Raw genomic sequence first — 20,394 nt, 5'->3', positions numbered from 1 at the left:
CCGTGCCCCGAGGAGGCGGGCCCGTGCATGACGTGCCGTTCTGGCTCTGGATCGCGTTCGGCGTCACCGTGGTGGTGTCCCTCGCGATCGACCTCGTCGCGCACCGCGCGGCCCATGTCATCGGATTCCGCGAGGCGACCGCCTGGAGCGCCGGGTGGATCGGCCTGGCCATCCTCTTCGGAGGCGTCGTCTTCCTCGTCGTCGGCACCGACGCGGGCGTGGAGTACACCACCGCGTGGCTGCTGGAGAAGAGCCTGTCCGTCGACAACCTCTTCGTCTTCGCGCTGATCTTCGGCTACTTCAAGGTGCCCCGCGCCTACCAGCACCGCGTGCTGTTCCTCGGCGTCCTCGGCGCCCTGGTCTTCCGCGGCCTGTTCCTCGCGGCCGGCGTGGCCGTGGTCAGCCGCTTCACCGCCGTGCTGTTCGTCTTCGCCGCGATCCTCTTCTGGAGCACCTACAAGATCCTCAAAGGCGAGGAGGAGAGCTTCGACCCGGGGAAGAGCCTCGCGGTCCGGCTGCTGCGCAAGGTCATCCCCGTACGGGACGAGTACGAGGGCCCGCACTTCTTCGTCAAGGAGGCGGGCCGGCGGGTGGCGACCCCGCTGCTCGCGGTCGTCGTCGCCATCGAGGCCGCCGACCTCGTCTTCGCCGTCGACAGCGTGCCCGCCGTCCTCGCCGTCAGCGACGACATCTTCATCGTCTACTCCAGCAACGCCTTCGCCATCCTCGGCCTGCGCGCCCTGTACTTCATGCTGGCCGGGCTGCTCGACCGCTTCCACTATCTCAGCGTCGGCCTCGCGGTGATCCTCGGCTTCATCGGCGTCAAGCTCGTCCTCCAGGCGGCCCACAAGACCGTCAGCACCGCCGTCCCCGAGATCCCGTCCCTGGTCAGCCTCGCCGTCATCGTCGTCGTCCTGGCCGTGTCGATCGGGGTCAGCATGGCGCGGCCCCCGGTGGAGAAGGCCGGCGACGGGAAGCCCGGGGAGCCGGGGGAGCCGGGAGGGTCCGGGCGACGATCTGACGAACCCATGTGAAGCGGGCGTCAAGCGGACGGACGGGCCGCCACCGCGAGCGCGACGGGAGGCGGCCCACCGAGCCGCGGTGCGGCTCGTGCGGAGAACCGGTGGGGACCGTCGTCGGACGGCACAAGACCATGGGCGTCCACGTCCCCCGCCGGCGGGCGGGACCCGCCGCGACCCCGGCTGCGAGGACCACGTCCCCGGCATGGCGCCGGCGGACACCCTCCGTCCCCGGGCGGGGGAGCGCCGGAAGGAGCCCGGACCACCCGCCTGACGGGCGGTGAGGGCGCCCTCGCCGTGCTGGTCGGCGGCGGCGTCGAGCCGGCCGCCCGTCAGCGTGTCGTGGACCGGCCGGTCCACACGCCGTCCTCTCACCTGTCGCGCCCCTTCACCGGCCCGCGGCCCCGCCCGCGCCGTCGGTCCGGGGCGCGGGCGGGGCCGCGGGAGCCGCTGTCACGCTCGGTTACTATGCTCATTTCGTGCCGGAGGCCGGCAGGTAAGGGGCGCACCGTGATCGACGGGCTGAGACATGTGACCACCACGCGCTATGTCACGCCCCTGCGCTCCGGAGGGTCCGTCCCCGGGGTCTTCGAGGCCGACGACCTCGGGACGTACGTGGTCAAGTTCACCGGGTCGGCGCAGGGCCGCAAGGCGCTGGTCGCCGAGGTGATCGTCGGGGAGCTGGCGCGGGCGCTCGGGCTGCGCTTCCCCGAGCTGGTGCTGGCGCACTTCGATCCGGCGGTCGCCGACGCCGAACCCCACCAGGAGGTGCGCGAGCTGCACGCCTCCAGCGCCGGGATCAACCTCGGCATGGACTATCTGCCGGGAGCGCGGGACTTCACCCCCGAGGTCGCGGAGGTCTTCCCGGTGGACGCGCTGGAGGCCGGGCGGATCGTCTGGCTCGACGCGCTGACGGTGAACGTGGACCGGACCGTCCACAGCTCCAACCTGGTGGTGTGGCCGACGCTCGGAGTCGCACCGCCGAGGCTGTGGCTCATCGACCACGGCGCCGCCCTCGTCTTCCACCACCGCTGGGAGGGGTCCGACCCGGCCAAGGCGTACGACTTCCGGCACCACGCCCTCGGCCGGTACGGGCCCGACGTCCGCGCGGCGGACGACGAGCTGGCGCCGAAGGTGACCGAGGACCTGCTGCGGTCGGTCGCGGCCGAGGTCCCGGACGCGTGGCTCGCGGACGACTCCCGGTTCAGCACGCCGGACGAGGTCCGGGAGGCGTACGTGGCGTATCTGCACGCCCGCGCGCGGTCCTCGGCGTCCTGGCTGCCCACCGACTTCCCCTCGGCGCGGGAACTCGACGAGGAGAACGCCCGGCGGGCGGCGCTGACGCAGCGGGGGCGCCCCGACTGGCTGAAGCGCGTCCCCGACCTGCACGGCAAACCGGCGGCGGAACAGGACTGGTCGGTGCACCTGGGGCGACAGCCCTAGCGGTCTGAGCCGGGGACGCGCCGGTGGCCGGCGTCCCGGACGGCTCGCGGGCCGCCGGGACGTGCCGGCCGCTTCAGCCCTTGAGCCGCTCGTGCGCCGGCAGGGTGAGGAAGCCGGCGCCGTCCTCGTCGAGGACGGCCTTCAGCGGCAGGTCGTGCGCCTGCGCGCGGTGCCTGCCCTGTGCGCCGGGGAGGTTCCGGCTCACTCAAGACGTGCCAGATCGGCCTCCGTGTCGATGTCGTACGGCTGCGCGATGTCACCGCACTCGACCGGTTCCACGCCGGCCGCGTGCTCCCTGAGACAGGCGCGGGCCCCTCGGTCGCCGGTGGCGGTCGCGGCGATCCCCGCCCAGTGCGCGGCGGCCGGACAGCACCGGATGGCCGCGTGCGCCGTCGTACGCGGCCGAGGCCGGCGAGTGCGGCGACCGGTACGCGCGCCGCACCCGGGCGACCGCCTCGGGGCCGATCCCCGGCTGGTCCACCAGCAGGACGAGCGCGGCCCGCGCGTCCGTGCCCGCCGGCGGGTCCAGCCCCGCCCGCAGGGAGGTGCCCATGCCCTGCTCCCGGTCCGGATCGTCCACCAGCACGCAGCCCGGCAGCGCGACGCGGGCGCGCACCTCCTCGGCGCGCGCCCCGAGCACCACGTGCACGCTCGCGCAGCCGCCCGCGCGGAGCGCCTCCGCCGCGTGCTCCACGAGGAGCCGTCCTCGGTGCGGGAGCAGGGCCTTGGGGCGTCCGCCGGGCCTGCGTCCGCCGCCCGCGGCCAGCAGCAGGCCGGCCACCCGGCCGCCCTCGTCCGTCATGGGTTCCGCATACCCCGCGTCCGGCCGCCCGTCGGGCGCCCTGTGCCGGAGGGCGCCTCGGGCCGCGGTGTCACGCTGTGGAACAAACCGATGACGCAGCGGACTGGCGCAAAGGCCCCGAGGTGGCGTTTACTGGCGCGCACCGGTCCGCGGGGGCGCGTTGGACCGGTCAGGGGAGGCGCGCGACGACCTGCCAGGGGGAGGACTGTGGTGCGAGGCGTGGACCAGAGGTGTGTGCCCGGCAGCCAGGTGGACCCGCGCGTGACGGAGCTGCGCTCCGCCGTGGCCCGGTTGCGCCGCCAACTTGCCGCCCATCGTGCCGAGTTCCGGGACCGGAGCATCGCGGAGGAGGCGCTCGCCACGCTGGCCGGACTGGCCGCCGCCGACCGTCCCGACATACCGATGCTGCGGCGCTCCCTCCTGCTCGTCGCCGGAGCCATCGGCTCGGTGAGCGCCCTGGGGGACGGCCTGCGTCAGCTCCGCGAGGCGGTCGACCTCTTCGGCCCGTCGTCCCGCCCCTGACGCACAGGTGCACGAGGCGTCGGCCCCGCGGGTGATCCTTCCGGCGCGGTCCGGTCCCGGGGCGGATGCCCGCCCGCTCGGACACGCGGATCCTTCGCCTTGACGATGCCGCCTCCGCCCGGTCCGAGGCGCCTGGCGGCCTCCGGAGCCGGACGTGATGGCCGTGGGCGGGCGGAGCGGCCTCAGGCGGCCGGTCCGCCCGGGGTCGTCAGGGCCTCGGAGAGTTCCGCCGCGACCTGCCGCAGCACCGGGACGATCCGCTCCGTCGCCGCCTCCGTGAGGCGGCCCGCCGGACCGGAGACGGAGACGGCCGCCGCCGTGGGGGCGTCCGGCACCGGCGCCGCCAGGCAGCGCACGCCGATCTCCTGCTCGTTGTCGTCGACGGCGTACCCCTGCCGGCGCACCTCCTCCAGGGCGGCGAGGAAGCCCTCCGGGGTGGTGATGGTCTTCTCCGTGGCCGCCGGCATGCCCGTGCGGCCCAGCAGCGCCCGCACCTCCTCCGGCGGGAACCCGGCCAGCAGCGCCTTGCCCACCCCCGTGGAGTGCGGCAGCACCCGCCGCCCCACCTCGGTGAACATCCGCATCGAGTGCTTCGACGGCACCTGCGCCACGTACACGATCTCGTCCCCGTCCAGCAGGGCCATGTTCGCCGTCTCGCCGGTCTCCTCCACCAGCCGCGCCAGGTACGGCCGCGCCCAGGCGCCGAGCAGCCGGGACGCCGACTCGCCGAGGCGGATCAGGCGCGGGCCGAGCGCGTACCGCCGGTTGGGCTGCTGGCGCACGTAGCCGCAGGCGACGAGGGTGCGCATCAGGCGGTGGATCGTCGGCAGCGGCAGGCCGCTGCCGACGGACAGCTCGCTCAGGCCGACCTCGCCGCCCGCGTCCGCCATCCGCTCCAGCAGGTCGAAGGCGCGCTCGAGGGACTGCACGCCCCCACTGGCGGCGGGCCGGGCGGAGTCGGTGGTGCTGGCGCTGGACGTCGGCACGGCGCGTTCCTTTCGGGACTGGCGGGAGGTCAGAAGCCTACCCGGCGGCCGGTCGGCGGCCCGCTCGTACGGATCCGCGTTCTGCGTGACGGAAGCACGGCTCCGTCTCGTGGAACCGCCCAGGCGTGACGGTCGCGCGGCCACGGCGAGGTCGTCCCGGACCCGGCGCGGCTCACGGCGCTCGGCACCTTCGACGTCGTCGCCCCGGGGAACGGCGGCCGGGTCGAGGACGCCTCCGACCGCTTCCACCCGCCCGCCGCCCACACCATCCGGCCCGGCCGCTCCCGGAGAACGGACGACGGCCGGGAGCCCCGGCGCCGCCGCGACCACGGCCACGAACGGATCACGTACCGCCTCCTCGTCCGGGCCCAGGCCCGCGCCGTGGAGATCGACACCGCCTGACGGAAGGGCGACGCGGCCGGCCGGGCCGCGGTGTCCGTGCGGGACGGCGAGGACGGCGGCTGGCGGGAGATCCTGCCCCGCACCCGCCTCCAGCCCGACACCGACCACCGGTTCGTCCTCCCGGAACCGGCGGCGGGCGCCCACGCGCGCGTGGACGTCCACCCCGACGGCGGCATCTCCCGCCTGCGCCTCCTCGGCTCCCTGGCGGACCGGGGGGCGGCCGCCCTGGAGGCACGGCGGCGGGAGCTCGAAGGCTGACGCGGGGAGCGCGCCCGGCCCCCGGGGAGGAGACACCGAGCGCCCTCCGCGAAGGCCTCAGGCGGCGTGCCCGCCGTCCACCGTGAACTCCGCGCCGGTCACGTACGCCGCGCCCGCCAGGTGGACGATCGTCCCCGCCACCTCCGCGGCCGTGCCGAACCGGCCCAGCGCGGTCGCCGCCGCCTGGCCTGCCGCGTACGGGCCGTCCGCCGGGTTCATCTCCGTGTCGGTGGGACCCGGATGGACGATGTTCGCGGTGATCCCACGCTCGCCCAGCTCCCGCGCCAGCGCCTTGGTCAGCCCCACCAGCGCCGCCTTGCTCATGGCGTAGAGCGTGGCGCCGGGGCCGGCCACCCGCTGTGTCAGAGCCGAGCCGACGGTGATGATCCGGCCCCCGCTCGGCAGGACGGAGGCCGCCGCGCGCGAGGCGAGGAAGACACCGCGCACGTTCACCGCGAGCACCCGGTCGACGTCGGCGGGGGAGAGGGACTCCAGCGGGCCGAGCAGGCCGACGCCCGCGTTGTTCACCAGCACGTCCAGCCGGCCCAGTTGCCGGGCGGCCGCGGTCACCGCCGAGGCGGCCTCCTCCGGGTCGCCGGCGTCCGCGCGGAGGGCCACCGCGCGGCGTCCCAGCGCCTCGACGGCCCGCACGACGTCGTCCGCCGCCTCCTTCCCGTTCACGTACGTCACCGCGACGTCCGCGCCCTCCCGGGCGAGCCGCAGCGCCGTCGCCGCGCCGATGCCGCGGCTGCCGCCGGTCACCAGCGCGGTCCGGCCGAGCAGGGTCTTCTCCATGGTGTGAGTGGTCATGCGTCCATCCCAGCGGCCGGGGCGCCGCGACGCTGGCGGCGATCGGACGTCGACCTGGCGCACCGTCACCCGGCCCGGGCGGCCCGTTCCCGTTCGAGCGGGACGGCACGGTCCTCCAGAACCGGGAGGGCGTCCGGCCCGGCGGGCAGACCGGCTGCTGCCACGAGCCCACGGTGATCACGCCCGGTCCCCCACCCGTGGCGTCCGCCGTGTCGTCACCGGTGAGGAGCACCGGGAGGACCACCGCACCGCCGGCCACCACGTCCCGTTCGGCCTGATCGGCCCCTCCTGCCGCCCGCGCCGCGGGACGTGGCGCGACGGGACGGGGACGGGGACGGGGACGGAGGCGGCGGTGGCCGCCGGGCCGGCCGCCCGGCGGGGTCACCTGCCTCGCGTCCGGGTCACTCGCCGCGCTTCCCGGCCTCCGCGACGGCGAACAGGGCGACGCCCAGCACCAGCAGGGCGACGCTCGCGTAGATCTCGTGGCCGTCGAGGAACCCGGCCTGCCGCACCAGGCCCCAGTGCCAGCCGGTGAACTCCGTCACCAGACCCGCCACGCCCTGCAGCACGGCCACGAACCCCAGCACTTCCAGCAGTCGTCTCATGTCACCGACTCTCGCCCCGCGGACCCCCCACCCGCATCGGCCGCGGGACGAGCCCTTTCCGACCGAGGTGGACGGCCGGGGCCGGCCGGGACGCCGAAAGTCTGCGGTCGTGCGACTTCGGTCGACGATCCCGTCCGCGGGGCGCCGCACCGGGCGCCCACTGCCTAGATTTGTCGGCTGTGACTGATGACAAGGCGGTGAGGACCGCCCCGGTGTACACCGGCCCCCGGTGGTTCTTCCCGTCCGCCCTCATCCATGAGCTCGACCCCGACGCGAGCCGCTCCGGCCGCCGGCCCCGGCGCACCGCCCGTGACTGGGTCGTCGACTTCTCCTGCTTCCTGCTCGCCGTCCTGATCGGAGTGCTCGGCGCGGAGGCGCTGCGCGACAACACCGGCCTCCCGCACGCCGTCGCCGTCGTCGACCAGCTGCTCGGCGCGCTGTCGTGCGCGGTGGTCTGGCTGCGCCGGCGATGGCCGCTCGGCCTGGCCGCCGCCATGGGGCCGGTCAGCTTCGTCTCCGAGACCTCCGGCGGGGTCGCGGTCATCGCCCTGTTCACCCTCGCCGTGCACCGGCCGTTCCGGTACGTGGCCTGGGTGGCCGGCGCCCAACTGGTGCTCGTGCCGTTGTACTTCTGGTGGCGCCCCGACCCCGATCTGCCGTACGCCGCCGTCGTCGTCCTGTTCGTGGTGCTGACGGTCGCCGTCGTCGGCTGGGGCATGTTCGTCCGGTCCAAGCGGCAGCTCATGCTCAGCCTGCGGGACCGGGCCCGGCGGGCCGAGACGGAGGCGCGGCTGCGGGCCGAACAGGCGCAGCGGCTCGCCCGCGAGGCCATCGCACGGGAGATGCACGACGTGCTCGCGCACCGGCTGACCCTGCTCAGCGTGCACGCGGGCGCCCTGGAGTTCCGGCCCGACGCCCCACGCGACGAGATCGCGCGGGCGGCCGGCGTGATCCGGGAGAGCGCCCACGAGGCGCTCCAGGACCTGCGGGAGATCATCGGGGTGCTGCGGGCCGGCGAGAGCGAGGACGCGGGCCGCCCGCAGCCGACGCTCGCGGCGCTCGACACCCTCGTCGCCGAGTCCCGCCGGGCGGGCATGAGGGTCACCCTGGAGCAGCGGGTCACGGACGCGGGCTCCGTCCCCGCCTCCGTCGGCCGCACGGCCTACCGCATCGCCCAGGAGGGCCTGACCAACGCCCGCAAGCACGCCCCCGGCACGGAGGTCACCGTGTCCGTCGCCGGCGGCCCGGGGGAGGACCTCACCGTGACCGTGCGCAACTCCGCCCCGGAAGGGGACGTACCGGCCGTGCCCGGCGCCGGACAGGGTCTGATCGGCCTCACCGAACGGGCCACCCTGGCAGGCGGCGCCCTGGAACACGGTCCCACCCCCGACGGCGGCTTCGAGGTGAGGGCGCGGCTGCCGTGGCGATGAACACCCCGGAACCCCTGTGCGCCCTGTCCCCGCCCTCGGTGTGTCCCCGCCCCGCCCGGCCGTGATTACGTACCGCCCATGACTGCGATCAGAGTGCTCCTCGTCGACGACGACCCGCTGGTGCGGGCCGGGCTGTCCTTGATGCTGGGCGGCGCCGACGACATCGAGATCGTCGGTGAGGCCGCCGACGGCGGCGAGGTCGAGGCGCTCGTCGACCGCACCCGGCCGGACGTCGTCCTCATGGACATCCGCATGCCGTCGGTCGACGGGCTCAGCGCGACCGAGGCGCTGCGCCACCGCGAGGACGCCCCGCAGGTCGTCGTGCTCACCACCTTCCACGCCGACGACCAGGTGCTGCGCGCGCTCCGCGCGGGCGCGGCCGGGTTCGTGCTCAAGGACACCCCGCCCGCCGAGATCGTCGCCGCGGTGCGGCGCGTCGCGGCCGGCGACCCGGTGCTGTCACCCGCGGTCACCCGGCAGCTGATGACCCACGCGGCCGGCGACGCGGGGGACACCCGGCGAGCCCGCGCCCGTGACCGCGTCGCCGCCCTCAACGACCGCGAACGCGAGGTCGCCGTGGCGGTCGGCCGGGGTCTCGCCAACGCGGAGATCGCCGCCGAGCTGTACATGAGCGTGGCCACCGTCAAGACGCACGTCTCGCGCGTCCTGGCCAAGCTCGACCTCAGCAACCGCGTCCAGATCGCGCTGCTCGCCCATGACGCGGGGCTGCTGGAGGGCACTGACAGCCCTTGACGCCCCCGCTCCGAGGACGCCCGCCGTACGACCCCGTCGCCCGTGCCCGACCTCGCCGCCGCACGGAAGCCGCCGGGCGCGCGGCCCTTCCGCCGGCTGCCCGGCGCCCGGCCCACCGCCTTCGGCGACGACGGGGCGCCCCCGGGACCGGCGTCCGCGAGGCCTCCGGCAGCGGAACGGCTTCCCGCACGGCGGGACCCCCGCCCACGCCGCCGGCGACGCGCTCACCTCCGCCGCCGACGGGGTCCTCCGCCGGCGCGGTCCTCGGCACCGTCCGTGCCGACCGGCGGTCTCTCCGTCCCGTGCCTCCGCCCGGCCACCGGCCGCACCCTCCGCGCCGCGCGACCGTCGTCCCCGCGGGCCGACGCCAGGCCGTCACCCGCCGCGACCTCCTCACGGTGGCGGAGGACGACGAGGAGACGCCGCGCGCGGTGGCGCAGGGGGCCCGTCCTCCCGGTGACGGTCCGGACCCCGTGAAACCGGGGCGGGGCGCCGCCCGGCGCACCGCCCCCGTGTCTCACGTGAGCGCCTCCTGGGCGCTGCTCAGCAGTTCCGCCGGGCGGACCGGCCGGCGTTCCCGGCGGGACCGCTCGCAGGCCTCCGCGATCAGCAGGGCCCGCAGGGCCTCGCGGCCGTCGCAGGGGTTGGGGCGCTCGCCCCGCACCACCTCGACGAACGCGATCAGTTCGGCCTCGTACGCGGGGGCGAACCGCTCCAGGAAGCCGGTCCACGGCTTGTCCGCCGCGGGCGGCCCGGTCGGCTCCGTGGACGCGATGGGCGTACGGTCGTCGAGGCCGACCACGATCTGGTCGCGCTCCCCGGCGAGCTCCATGCGCACGTCGTAGCCGGCGCCGTTCATCCGGGTCCCGGTGACCGTGGCGAGGGTCCCGTCGTCGAGGGTGAGCAGCGCCGCGCCGGTGTCGACGTCCCCGGTCTCGCGGAACACCGGGGGCCCCGCGTCCGACCCGGTGGCGTACACGTCGGCGACCTCGCGGCCGGTCACCCAGCGCAGCATGTCGAAGTCGTGGATGAGCGTGTCCCGGTACAGCCCGCCCGACTGCGCCAGGTGCCCGGCGTCCGGCGGCTGCGCGTCGCTGGTCATCGCCCGCACCGTGTGCAGCCGCCCCAGCCTGCCCGCCCGTACCGCCTCACGGGCGCCCGTGTAGCCCGTGTCGAACCGCCGCTGGAAGCCCATCTGCAGCACCGTCCCGGCGGTCTCCACCTCCGTGATCGCCTGTAACGTGCCGGCGATGTCCAGGGCGATGGGCTTCTCGCAGAACACCGGCAGACCCGCGCGCGCCGCCCGCGCGATCAGGTCCGCGTGGGCGGAGGTGGCCGCGGTGATCACCACGGCGTCGACCCCCCAGGTGTAGATCTCGTCCACTCCCGGCGCCGCCGTCTCGCCGAGCCGGTGGGCGAGGGCCTGGGCCCGCGCCGGATCGACGTCCGTGAGGATGAGGGAACCCACTTCGCGGTGTCTGCTGAGTGTGTGGGCGTGAATGGTGCCGATACGGCCCGTACCGATGACCCCGATGCGCATGGAAACAAAGTGGGGCTCGCACCGCTCCCTGTCAATGCGTATGTCCGGACAACCGAACTACCCGACTTCCCGTCAACAGCCCACGCCGATACGCTCGCTCCGTGCCGAAACCAGAAGTGGACCCGACCGTGCAGCTGGAGCTGAGCGTGGACCGCGGCTCCCCCGTGCCGTTGTACTTCCAGCTGGCCCAGCAGCTGGAGTCCGCCATCGAGCACGGCACCCTGACCCCCGGCACCCTGCTGGGCAACGAGATCGAGCTGGCCGGGCGCCTCGGCCTGTCCCGTCCGACGGTCCGCCAGGCCATCCAGTCGCTCGTCGACAAGGGCCTGCTGGTGCGCCGCCGCGGCGTCGGCACACAGGTCGTGCACAGCCAGGTCAAGCGCCCGCTGGAGCTGAGCAGCCTCTACGACGACCTGGAGTCCGCCGGCCAGCGCCCCACCACGACCGTGCTGGTCAACACCATGGTCACCGCGTCCGCCGAGGTCGCCGCCGCGCTCGGGGTCACCGAGGGCGGGGAAGTGCACCGCATCGAGCGGCTGCGCTCCGCGCACGGCGAGCCCATCGCGCACCTGTGCAACTACCTCCCGCCCGGCCTGCTCGACCTGGACACCGGCCAGCTCGAGGCCACCGGCCTGTACCGGCTGATGCGGGCCGCCGGGATCACCCTGCACAGCGCCCGGCAGACCATCGGCGCGCGGGCCGCCACCGCCGTCGAGGCCGAGCGGCTGCGCGAACAGCCCGGCGCCCCGCTGCTCACCATGCAGCGGGTCACCTTCGACGACACCGGCCGTGCCGTGGAGTACGGCACGCACACCTACCGGCCCGCGCGGTACTCCTTCGAGTTCCAGCTGCTCGTACGGAACTGAACCGGGCCGCTCGCGCGCGATCGTCGCATTGTCCGGACAATGTGACGCGGTCCACAGGCGGAGGGCGCGCACACCCGATCCGGTGCGGACGCGAACGGCGGGGAACCGCCTCCGCCCGCTTCCGGCGCCGGGAACCGACGTACCCCGTCACCTGCCCAGTACCGCGATCGGCGTGCCCGTGCGGCAGAATCGCACCCGATGAGCACCTACCGCGACTTCACCGCCCCCATCGGATCCCGGCGTGCCACCGTCCTCAGAACGGTCGGCACGCGGGAGCGCCGCTCCCACCTGTCGGCGCCCCGGGTGCCGACCGTGGGCATCGACATCGGCGGCACCAAAGTGATGGCGGGCGTCGTGGACGCCGACGGCAACATCCTGGAGAAGCTCCGCACGGAGACCCCGGACAAGTCCAAGAGCCCGAAGGTCGTCGAGGACACCATCGTGGAGCTGGTGCTGGACCTGTCCGACCGGCACGACGTGCACGCCGTCGGCATCGGCGCGGCCGGCTGGGTCGACGCCGACCGCAACCGGGTGCTCTTCGCCCCCCACCTGTCCTGGCGCAACGAACCCCTGCGGGACCGCCTCGCCGGCCGCCTCGCCGTGCCGGTCCTCGTCGACAACGACGCGAACTCCGCCGCCTGGGCCGAGTGGCGCTTCGGCGCCGGACGCGGCGAGGACAACCTCGTCATGATCACCCTCGGCACCGGCATCGGCGGCGCGATCCTCGAGGACGGCCAGGTCAAGCGCGGCAAGTACGGCGTCGCCGGCGAGTTCGGCCACATGCAGGTCGTCCCCGGCGGACACCGCTGCCCCTGCGGCAACCGCGGCTGCTGGGAGCAGTACAGCTCCGGCAACGCGCTGGTGCGCGAGGCGCGCGAGCTGGCCGCCGCCGACTCCCCGGTCGCCTACGGGATCATCGAGCACGTCAAGGGCAACATCGCCGACATCAGCGGCCCGATGATCACCGAGCTGGCCCGTGAGGGCGACGCCATGTGCATCGAACTGCTCCAGGACATCGGCCAGTGGCTCGGCGTGGGCATCGCCAACCTGGCCGCCGCCCTCGACCCCTCCTGCTTCGTCGTCGGCGGCGGCGTCTCCGCGGCCGACGACCTGCTCATCGGCCCCGCCCGGGACGCCTTCAAGCGGCACCTCACCGGGCGCGGCTACCGCCCGGAGGCCCGCATCGTGCGCGCCCAGCTCGGCCCGGAGGCCGGCATGGTCGGCGCCGCCGACCTCGCCCGCCTGGTCGCCCGCCGCTTCCGCCGCGCCAAGCGCCGCCGTGTCGAGCGGTACGAGCGCTACGAACGGTTCACGGAGGTCCGCCGCTCCATCTCGGAGGCGCTGTGACGGCCGAGCACCCTCCTCTGAGCGGCGACCCCGGCCGCCCTGACGGGACGGGCGGCCCCGGCGGCGCGGGCGGGGCGCATCCAGGTGAGGACCGCCGGCACATGATCCGCCGCCGCGCCCTCACCCTGCTGATCATCGTCCTGCTCATCGGCATCCCGGCCGGCTACCTGGTGATCTCCGCCAACCAGAGCCGGGCCAGTGGCAAGGACAAGGAGGCGAAGTACTCGGCGACCGGCCTCACCGAGGGCTGGCCGTCCAAGCTCCAGCGCCGCATCTACGAGGTGCCGGTGCCGCACCCGGCCTGGTGGGTCGCCTCGTACGAGACGAACAACTGGAAGACCAGCCGCCTGTACGTCGAGTTCGAGACCAGCGACGCGGGCCTGACCGCCTTCCTCACCAGCATGGGCATGTCGGAGAAGGACCTGAAGAAGGACCGCCTGCCCATCGCCGAGCGCGACCGCGACGTCACCGGCTGGACCTTCGACGGCCCCGGCACCTGGTCCGGCCTGGTGCACGAGCAGAAGGACCCCGCGCCCACGCACGAGGTGGTCGTCAACCACGACAAACCCGGTTACCCCCGCGTGTACGTCGTGGCCCGCACCGTGCCCTGACCAGGCCGCCGGAGCCGATTGTCGGACCCCGCCCGTAGAGTCGGGGACGACTGGTCCGACAGGCGGACGGGGAGGTGACGAGGCGTATGGGCGAGGCGACCGTGACGGCGGCGGCCGAGCGGGCCGTGCCGGCCGAGGGGCCCGGCGGACCCGTCCCGTCCCCGCGCCTCCCGGCCGTGTTCCTGCCGGCGCCTCTCCCGCGCGACGGGCGGGTCGTCTTCTACGACCCCGAGGGTGCCGGAGAGCTTCCCGAGGGGGCGGGATCGTCCTCCGGGGGTGCCGGAGAGTTTCCTGAGGGGGCGGGACTGTCCTCCGGGGGTGCCGAAGCGCCTCCCGAGGGGGTGGCCGGCGCCCGCCGCACCGGTCTCACCGTCGTCCGCCCGCACGGTGCGGGAGTGCGCCGCCGCAGCGTCCCCGCGCTGTCCCTGCCCGTGGACGAGGCCCTGCCCCTGCTGGTCCGCGCCCGGCACGATCCGGCCGCCCACCCCGCGACCGCCTGCTGGGGCGCCGCCGCCCTGCACGCCCTGCGGCTCACCGCCCGCGGCCGCCTGCTGCCCGGCCTCACCGCGGAGGGGTACGACGCCTGGCGCGCCGGCCCGCTCGAGCCGGACGACGTGGCGCACCTGCGCGCGGTGGCCGCCGCCCTCCCGTACGAGGGCCACGCGGTGCCGCTGCCCGGCCCGGGCCCCCTGCGGCTGCCCCAGCCGGAAGCCCTGGTGCGCGCCTTCCTGGACGCGGTCGCCGACACCCTGCCCCGCACGCCCGCCGCGCCCTACGCCTCCGGACCGCCGTTCGCCGCGCGGCGGCCCCAGCGGCTGCCCGACGCCCGCGACTGGGCCGCCGAGGTCGCGGCCGGCATGGACGCCGGCGTGCGGATCTCGCTCCGTCTGGACCTGTCCGCCCACGACCTCTTCGACACCGGGGAGACGGCAGGCGGCGGGCGCGGCGCGCGGGGCGCGGGCGCGGCGATCGTGCAGGTGCACAGCCTCTCCGACCCCACCCTGGTGGCCGACGCGACGGCCCTCTGGTCGGGTGAAGCCGACCACGGCTTCGGGCCCCGCGCGCGCGTGGACGCCGCCCTCGCGGTGCGCCGCGCCGCCCGCGTCTGGCCCCCGCTGGACCGGCTCGCCGACCAGGACGTCCCGGACGTGCTGGCGCTGTCCGAGGACGAGTTGAGCGATCTGCTCGGCGTGGCGGCCACCCGGCTCGCGGCGGCCGGGGTCGCCGTGCACTGGCCACGCGACCTCGCGCAGGACCTCACCGCCACGGCGGTCGTCCGGCCCGCCCCCGGCTCGGCGACCGACGGCACCGGCTTCCTCGAGAGCGAGGACCTGCTGCGGTTCGGCTGGCAGATCGCCCTGGGCGGCGATCCGCTCACCGAGGCCGAGATGGACGCCCTGGCCGAGGCGCACCGCCCCGTCGTCCGGCTGCGCGACCAGTGGGTGCTGGTCGACCCCGCCCTCGTCCGCAAGGCCCGCAAACGGGACCTCGGGCTGCTCGATCCGGTCGACGCGCTGTCCGTCGCCCTCACCGGGGAGGCGGAGGTCGACGGCGAGACGGTGGAGGCGGTGCCCGCCGGGGCGCTGGCCGCCCTCCGCGACCGCCTGACCGCGGGCGTGCGGCCCGCCGAGCCCCCGCCCGGCCTCGACGCCACCCTGCGCGACTACCAGCTCCGCGGCCTGGCCTGGCTGGACCTCATGACCTCCCTCGGCCTGGGCGGCTGCCTCGCCGACGACATGGGCCTCGGCAAGACCGTCACCCTCATCGCCCTGCACCTCAAGAGGGCCCGCCCCGAACCCACCCTGGTGGTCTGCCCCGCGTCCCTGCTCGGCAACTGGCAGCGGGAGATCACCCGGTTCGCCCCCGGCGTGCCCGTACGCCGCTTCCACGGCTCCGACCGCACCCTGGACGGGCTGGACGGCGGCTTCGTCCTCACCACCTACGGCACCATGCGCTCCGCCGCGTCCGCCCTGGCGGAGCAGCGGTGGGGCATGGTCGTCGCCGACGAGGCGCAGCACGTCAAGAACCCGCACTCGGCGACCGCCAAGGCCCTGCGCACCGTCCCGGCCCCGGCCAGGGTGGCCCTCACCGGCACACCGGTGGAGAACAACCTCTCCGAGCTGTGGGCCCTCCTCGACTGGACCACCCCCGGCCTCCTCGGCCCCCTGAAGTCCTTCCGCGCCCGGCACGCGCGCGCGGTGGAGAACGGCGAGGACGAGCAGGCGGTCGAGCGGCTGGCCCGCCTGGTCCGTCCCTTCCTGCTCCGGCGCAAGAAGTCCGATCCGGGCATCGTGCCCGAGCTGCCGCCCAAGACGGAGACGGACCACCCGGTGCCGCTCACCCGTGAGCAGGCCGCGCTGTACGAGGCGGTGGTGCGCGAGTCGATGCTCGCCATCGGGACCGCGCGGGGGATGGGACGCCGCGGCCTGGTGCTGAAGCTGCTGACCGCGCTCAAGCAGATCTGCGACCACCCCGCGCTGTACCTGAAGGAGGAGCACGCCCCGGCCGGGGACCGCCTCGCCGCCCGCTCCGGCAAACTCGCCCTGCTGGACGAGCTGTTGGACACGGTGCTCGCCGAGGACGGCTCGGCCCTCGTCTTCACCCAGTACGTCGGCATGGCCCGCCTGATCACCCGCCACCTCGCCGAGCGCGCCGTCCCGGTCGACCTGCTGCACGGCGGTACGCCGGTGCCCGAGCGGGAGCGGATGGTGGACCGCTTCCAGAGCGGCGCGGTCCCCGTTCTCGTCCTGTCCCTCAAGGCGGCCGGGACCGGCCTGAACCTCACCCGCGCCGGGCACGTCGTCCACTTCGACCGCTGGTGGAACCCGGCGGTCGAGGAGCAGGCCACCGACCGCGCGTACCGCATCGGGCAGACCCAGCCCGTCCAGGTCCACCGGCTCGTCACCGAAGGCACGGTGGAGGACCGTATCGCCGAGATGCTCCAGTCCAAGCGGGCCCTCGCCGACGCGATCCTCGGCTCGGGCGAGTCCGCGCTCACGGAACTGTCCAACCGTGAGCTGTCCGACCTGGTGTCCCTGCGGAGGACGGCATGACGTCCCGGCCGTCGGAGCAGGTGAGGGAGGCGCTGCGCGCGGCGCGTGAGCGGGGGTCCGGGGGAGCGGAGGCCCCGTCCGGAGGAGCGGAGGCCCTGTCCGGGGGCGCGGAGGCCCCGGAGGAGCCGGCCGCTCCGGCGGCTCCCGCGGAGGAGGCCGCGCAGGACGGTCCGCCTTCCCCGGCCGGCCGGACACCCCGCCCGTCCGACGCGGCCCGGGAGGCGCTGCGCCGCACCCTGCGGGCGCGGCGCGAGACCTCCGCGGCGCCGGCCGGCGCGGACGTGGGCCGTCCCCGGGCGGCCTCGGACACGGCTGCCGGGGGAGTGGCGGGCGGCGGGCCGCGGCACGCGGAGCAGGCGCGCTCCGGGGAGGACGAAGGGGCGTGGCACGGCGAGGGGACGCCTGCCGGAACCGGCGATCGGCCGCCGTACGCGAGGGAGGCGCCCTCCGGGGACGCGGCGGGCGAGGCCCCGTCCTCCGTGAGCGAGGTCCAGCCCGCCGTGGGAGAGGCGCCCGGCACGGCGCCTCCGCGCGCGGAGGAGGGTCCCGCCGACGCGGCGGACGCAGCCGCACCGGTGTCGGACGGGACCTTGACGAGTGCGCCGCGTCCCGACGCGCTGCCCCGCTCCGAGGGCGCCACCGGTGACGACGACGCACCGGCCGCCACCCCGGGGGACGCGGCCGGTCATGCCTCCACGGGGGACGCGGCCGACCCGGCCGGCCGAGCACCGGCCGCCGCCCCGGGCGGGCACGAGGCGTCCGGTTCGACCGACGACACCGAGTCGCACCCGGCCTCCCGCCCCGGGGACATCGCGCGGGAGGCGTTGCGCGCCGCCCGTGAGGAGCGGGCGCGGGCCCGTGCCCGCGAGCAGGTGGAGGCGGCCAAGCGCCCCCGCCGCGACCCCGCGCCCCGCGTCCCGCGCACCACCCGAGGCGACCGCGCCGCCGACCGCCGCGCCCGCGAGATCCGGGAGACCCTCGCCGACGCCTTCCGCATGCCCGACATGGCGGACGACGCGACACCCGCCGCCTCCGCCGACGTGAACGCCCGGCCCGTAAGCACCCCGAGGCGCGGCCCCGACACCGGGGGGCCCGCCACGCCCGTTTCCCAGGAGCCGGTCCCCGCCCGGGGCGGGGGGCCTGCCGTCCCCGACGGGGGACCCGCTTCCACTGTCGATCCGGGACCGGCTCCCGCCGCGAGCCCGGGACCGGATGACGCCGCCGGACGGGCGGCGCCCCCCGTCACCCCGCGCTCCATGGCCGCCCCCGCCCGGGACGGCGACCACCGCCGCACCTTCCCGCCGTTCCCGCCCCGCTCCTCGGGAGGCGACGGTGAGGCGTTCGCCGAGACCTGGTGGGGGAGGGCGTGGGTCACCGCGTTGGAGGACGGCGCGCTGGACCCCGCGCGCCTCGCCCGCGGACGCGGCTACGCCGAGCGGGGCCACGTGGACGCCATCACCGTCACGCCGGGACTGGTCCTGGCGTACGTGCAGGGCAGCCGCCCCCGGCCCTACCGGGTGCAGGTGCGGCTGCGGACGTTCGACGACGCCGACTGGGAGCGGTTCCTGGACACCGCCGCCGACCGCCCCGGCCACATCGCGGCCCTGTTGGACAAGGAGATGCCGCAGTCCCTCGCCGACTGCGGCGTCCCCCTGCTGCCCGGTCCGGGTGACCTCGCGCCGCGCTGCAGCTGCCCCGACTCGGGCCACCCGTGCAAGCACGCGGCGGCCCTCTGCTACCAGACGGCCCGGCTGCTGGACGCCGACCCGTTCGTGCTGCTCCTCCTGCGCGGGCGTGGCGAGCGCGAGGTGATCGACGCGCTGTCCCGGCTCAGCGCGGCCCGCGCCGCCCGCGCCGTCCAGGGACGGGAACCGGAGCCGCTGCCCGGCATACGCGCCACCGACGCCGTGTCCCGGCGCGGCCCCGAACTCCCGTCGCTGCCCGCGCCGTTGCCGCCTCCCCAGCACCCGGAGCAGCCGCCCGCCTATCCGGAGTCCCCGGGCGGCCCGGACCCGTTCGCGCTGGACCAGCTCGCCACCGACGCGGCGGCCCGCGCGCACGCCCTGCTCACCACCGGCCGTGACCCGGTCGGCCCGCTCACCCTGTGGCACGACGCCGTACGCTTGGCCGCCGCCCGCCCCGGCTCGGGGCTGACCGCCGGCACCCGCGCGCTGTACGCGTCCCTCGCGCGGGCGGCCGGCCGTACCCCCGGCGACCTGGCGCGCGCGGTCGCCGCGTGGCGGCAGGGCGGGCCGACCGGACTGGCCGTGCTGGAGGAGCCGTGGGATCCGCCGGCCGGCCGCTTCGACCGCGCCCGCCCGCTGCTGCTCGCCGCGGACCTTCCCGCCTTCCGGCCCTGGCGCAACCGCCTCACCCACCCCCGCGGCCACGTCCAGCTCCGCCTCGGCCGCGACCACCTCTGGTACGCGTACGAGTCCGAGCCGGGCCAGGACGACTGGTGGCCCCGAGGCACCCCCGACCCCGACCCGGTCGGCGCCCTCACCGGCCTGGACACCTTCGGCGACGTCTGACGGACGGCCGGCCGGGAAGGCTCCCGCCCTCCACTCCTCCCCGCCCTACCCTTCCCCGCCCCCGGACGCCGACGGCACCGGCACGTCCACCTGCCGCAGCTCCGCGAGGAGCACGCTCTGCCCGGCCAGCAGCTCGGTGAGGATCCGCCGGGCCGCGCGCAGCAGTTCGGCGACGTCGCCGCCGGCGAGGGCGTACGTCACGGTGGAGCCCTCCCGTACGGAGACGACGATGCCGGACCGGCGCAGCACCGCCAACTGCTGGGAGAGGCTGGACGGTTCGATGTCGATGTCGGCGAGCAGGTCCCGTACCGGCACCGGCCCGTGCTGCAACAGCTCCAGCACCCGGATGCGCACCGGGTGCCCCAGCATCCGGAAGAACTCTGCCTTGGCCTGGTAGAGGGGGACTTGCATGGGTGCGCGCTCCCTGCCGCGTCGGGGATGTTCTCCGGAACGCGGCGGCGCCCTCCGCGGGCGCCGCCGCACGATGTGCGGTCCTTCGCCTTCGCCGCCGATCCTGCTGGCTCGGTGCGGCGCGCGCCCGCGGCTTGGGGGCATGTTCATGTGGCGACTTGAAGAAGTCTTCACATCATGGGCGTGCGTCGGCCGGGCCCCGGGGCGGCTCACACTTCCAGTTGTTCCTCGACCCGCTTGAGCTGGTGGCGGGCCATCGCCAGGTTCGAGCGGGACTTGTCCAGGACGAGATACAGGAACAGGCCGTTGCCGCTGCGGCCGGTGACCAGCCGGATCAGGTGGTACTGGGACTCGAGGGTGATGAGGATGTCCTCGATCTGCCCGGTGAGGCCCAGCAGTTCCATCGTGCGCACCTTGGCGCGGATCACATCGGTGTTGCCGGCCGCCGCGACGGTCAGGTCCAGGTCCTTCCCCCCGCCCAGCGTGCCCAGCGCCATGCCGCTCGAATAGTCGACGACGGCCGCACCCAGAGCCCCTTCGACATTGGTCATGATGTCCTTCAACGACACTTCCACACTTGCCACGGGCGTCTCCCTCTCCGGTCATGTGATGGCCGCGGCGGCCTCCAGGGGAAGCCCTTTCGCCTCGGCCGCGCTGGAACGCTAGGCGGGCGGAACGTGCCGGAGGGCACGGGTTTCAGGGATGACCCGTAATGATCGAACGCTTGCACCGGGGAACGGATGTGTGGCCGCAACCAGTTCGAAAAGCGCCGAGCGAGCGTGACGACGACACACACGATCAAGTGGCGTCCACCGGCTCCGCCGTCACGACGAGGTCGGCGGTGTGGCCGCCGCGTTCGGACTCGAAGGGCGGGGGGCAGGACCGGCCCGGCCGCGGTCGCCCTGTGGGCCCGGTCCCGCACCACGGCGAGCCGCCCTCTCGCCCAGCATGTGGCGACCATGGAGTGGGGCGTACGCGGCGCCCGCCGCAGCCTTCTCGTCCTCA

At 75.5% G+C, this 20,394-nt stretch carries 17 protein-coding genes and 2 pseudogenes; 11 read left to right on the top strand and 8 right to left on the bottom strand.

The features are described from left to right. Window positions 1–23: 23 nt before the first annotated feature. Together C1708_RS06630 and C1708_RS06620 are read left to right on the top strand one after the other, a co-directional pair. Window positions 24–1,034: a TerC family protein gene (locus C1708_RS06630; protein WP_106411762.1), complete on the top strand. Its 1,011-nt coding sequence runs from the start codon at window positions 24–26 to the stop codon at window positions 1,032–1,034. Window positions 1,035–1,532: 498 nt separating this feature from the next. Further along, window positions 1,533–2,462, top strand: a complete 930-nt coding sequence (locus C1708_RS06620; protein WP_342210926.1) for a HipA family kinase — start codon at window positions 1,533–1,535, stop codon at window positions 2,460–2,462. Between the two features lie 73 nt (window positions 2,463–2,535). Here C1708_RS06620 and C1708_RS35615 read toward each other — a convergent pair whose 3' ends face one another. Together C1708_RS35615 and C1708_RS06615 are read right to left on the bottom strand one after the other, a co-directional pair. After that, window positions 2,536–2,667 carry a hypothetical protein gene (locus C1708_RS35615; protein WP_274543383.1) on the bottom strand — a complete coding sequence of 44 codons (132 nt, stop codon included), beginning with the start codon at window positions 2,665–2,667 and terminating at the stop codon, window positions 2,536–2,538. After that, window positions 2,664–3,264: pseudogene (locus tag C1708_RS06615) on the bottom strand (nucleotidyltransferase family protein). Before C1708_RS06615 ends, C1708_RS35615 begins: the two are co-directional and overlap by 4 nt. A gap of 219 nt (window positions 3,265–3,483) precedes the next feature. Here C1708_RS06615 and C1708_RS06610 point away from each other — a divergent pair. Beyond that, window positions 3,484–3,786 (top strand): DUF5955 family protein, encoded by a 303-nt coding sequence (locus C1708_RS06610; RefSeq protein WP_437076973.1) that lies wholly within the window; start codon window positions 3,484–3,486, stop codon window positions 3,784–3,786. A gap of 182 nt (window positions 3,787–3,968) precedes the next feature. Here C1708_RS06610 and C1708_RS06605 read toward each other — a convergent pair whose 3' ends face one another. Beyond that, window positions 3,969–4,772 carry an IclR family transcriptional regulator gene (locus tag C1708_RS06605; RefSeq protein WP_106416186.1) on the bottom strand — a complete coding sequence of 268 codons (804 nt, stop codon included), beginning with the start codon at window positions 4,770–4,772 and terminating at the stop codon, window positions 3,969–3,971. Between the two features lie 129 nt (window positions 4,773–4,901). Between C1708_RS06605 and C1708_RS06600 the strand changes: the two are divergent. Continuing rightward, window positions 4,902–5,432, top strand: a pseudogene (locus C1708_RS06600) (allantoicase); the annotation flags it as partial. Window positions 5,433–5,489: 57 nt separating this feature from the next. Here C1708_RS06600 and C1708_RS06595 read toward each other — a convergent pair. Both C1708_RS06595 and C1708_RS06590 read right to left on the bottom strand, forming a co-directional pair. After that, the gene (locus C1708_RS06595) at window positions 5,490–6,242 is read right to left on the bottom strand and encodes an SDR family NAD(P)-dependent oxidoreductase (protein WP_106411760.1); all 753 of its coding nucleotides are present in this window, start codon (window positions 6,240–6,242) and stop codon (window positions 5,490–5,492) included. Window positions 6,243–6,643: 401 nt separating this feature from the next. After that, window positions 6,644–6,847, bottom strand: coding sequence for a hypothetical protein (locus tag C1708_RS06590; RefSeq protein ID WP_106411759.1), 204 nt, complete (start codon window positions 6,845–6,847; stop codon window positions 6,644–6,646). A gap of 179 nt (window positions 6,848–7,026) precedes the next feature. Between C1708_RS06590 and C1708_RS06585 the strand changes: the two genes are divergently transcribed. Next, complete coding sequence (locus C1708_RS06585) at window positions 7,027–8,277, top strand: sensor histidine kinase (protein ID WP_106411758.1); 1,251 nt, start codon at window positions 7,027–7,029, stop codon at window positions 8,275–8,277. Between the two features lie 78 nt (window positions 8,278–8,355). Further along, entirely contained in the window at window positions 8,356–9,030 is a 675-nt protein-coding gene (locus C1708_RS06580; protein WP_106411757.1) for a response regulator transcription factor, read from the top strand. A gap of 517 nt (window positions 9,031–9,547) precedes the next feature. Here the strand turns inward: C1708_RS06580 and C1708_RS06575 are convergent. Beyond that, a complete protein-coding gene (locus C1708_RS06575; RefSeq protein WP_106411756.1) occupies window positions 9,548–10,570 on the bottom strand; it encodes a Gfo/Idh/MocA family protein in 1,023 nt (340 codons plus the stop codon). Between the two features lie 128 nt (window positions 10,571–10,698). On the opposite strand from C1708_RS06575, the gene C1708_RS06570 reads away from it, so the two are divergent. The 5 genes from C1708_RS06570 (at window position 10,699) to C1708_RS06550 (ending at window position 18,978) form a co-directional block, all read left to right on the top strand. Next, window positions 10,699–11,436 carry a GntR family transcriptional regulator gene (locus C1708_RS06570; protein ID WP_198602699.1) on the top strand — a complete coding sequence of 246 codons (738 nt, stop codon included), beginning with the start codon at window positions 10,699–10,701 and terminating at the stop codon, window positions 11,434–11,436. Between the two features lie 198 nt (window positions 11,437–11,634). Then, window positions 11,635–12,783 carry an ROK family glucokinase gene (locus C1708_RS06565; protein WP_106411754.1) on the top strand — a complete coding sequence of 383 codons (1,149 nt, stop codon included), beginning with the start codon at window positions 11,635–11,637 and terminating at the stop codon, window positions 12,781–12,783. Further along, window positions 12,780–13,394 carry a sugar kinase gene (locus C1708_RS06560; protein WP_106411753.1) on the top strand — a complete coding sequence of 205 codons (615 nt, stop codon included), beginning with the start codon at window positions 12,780–12,782 and terminating at the stop codon, window positions 13,392–13,394. Before C1708_RS06565 ends, C1708_RS06560 begins: the two co-directional genes overlap by 4 nt. An 86-nt stretch (window positions 13,395–13,480) precedes the next feature. Then, window positions 13,481–16,447 (top strand): SCO1167/SCO6262 family helicase, encoded by a 2,967-nt coding sequence (locus C1708_RS06555; protein ID WP_241911187.1) that lies wholly within the window; start codon window positions 13,481–13,483, stop codon window positions 16,445–16,447. Continuing rightward, entirely contained in the window at window positions 16,444–18,978 is a 2,535-nt protein-coding gene (locus C1708_RS06550) for an SWIM zinc finger family protein (protein WP_241911186.1), read from the top strand. Before C1708_RS06555 ends, C1708_RS06550 begins: the two co-directional genes overlap by 4 nt. A 45-nt stretch (window positions 18,979–19,023) precedes the next feature. On the opposite strand, the gene C1708_RS06545 is transcribed toward C1708_RS06550, so the two are convergent. After that, the gene (locus tag C1708_RS06545; protein WP_106411752.1) at window positions 19,024–19,389 is read right to left on the bottom strand and encodes an ArsR/SmtB family transcription factor; all 366 of its coding nucleotides are present in this window, start codon (window positions 19,387–19,389) and stop codon (window positions 19,024–19,026) included. 209 nt (window positions 19,390–19,598) lie between these two features. Next, complete coding sequence (locus C1708_RS06540) at window positions 19,599–19,973, bottom strand: roadblock/LC7 domain-containing protein (RefSeq protein ID WP_106411751.1); 375 nt, start codon at window positions 19,971–19,973, stop codon at window positions 19,599–19,601. Window positions 19,974–20,394: the final 421 nt, after the last annotated feature.

The sequence above is a fragment of the Streptomyces sp. DH-12 genome (genome assembly GCF_002899455.1).
Lineage (GTDB): Bacteria > Actinomycetota > Actinomycetes > Streptomycetales > Streptomycetaceae > Streptomyces.
Note: the sequence above shows the minus strand (reverse complement) of the source record. Positions and strands in the feature narration are given on the sequence as shown.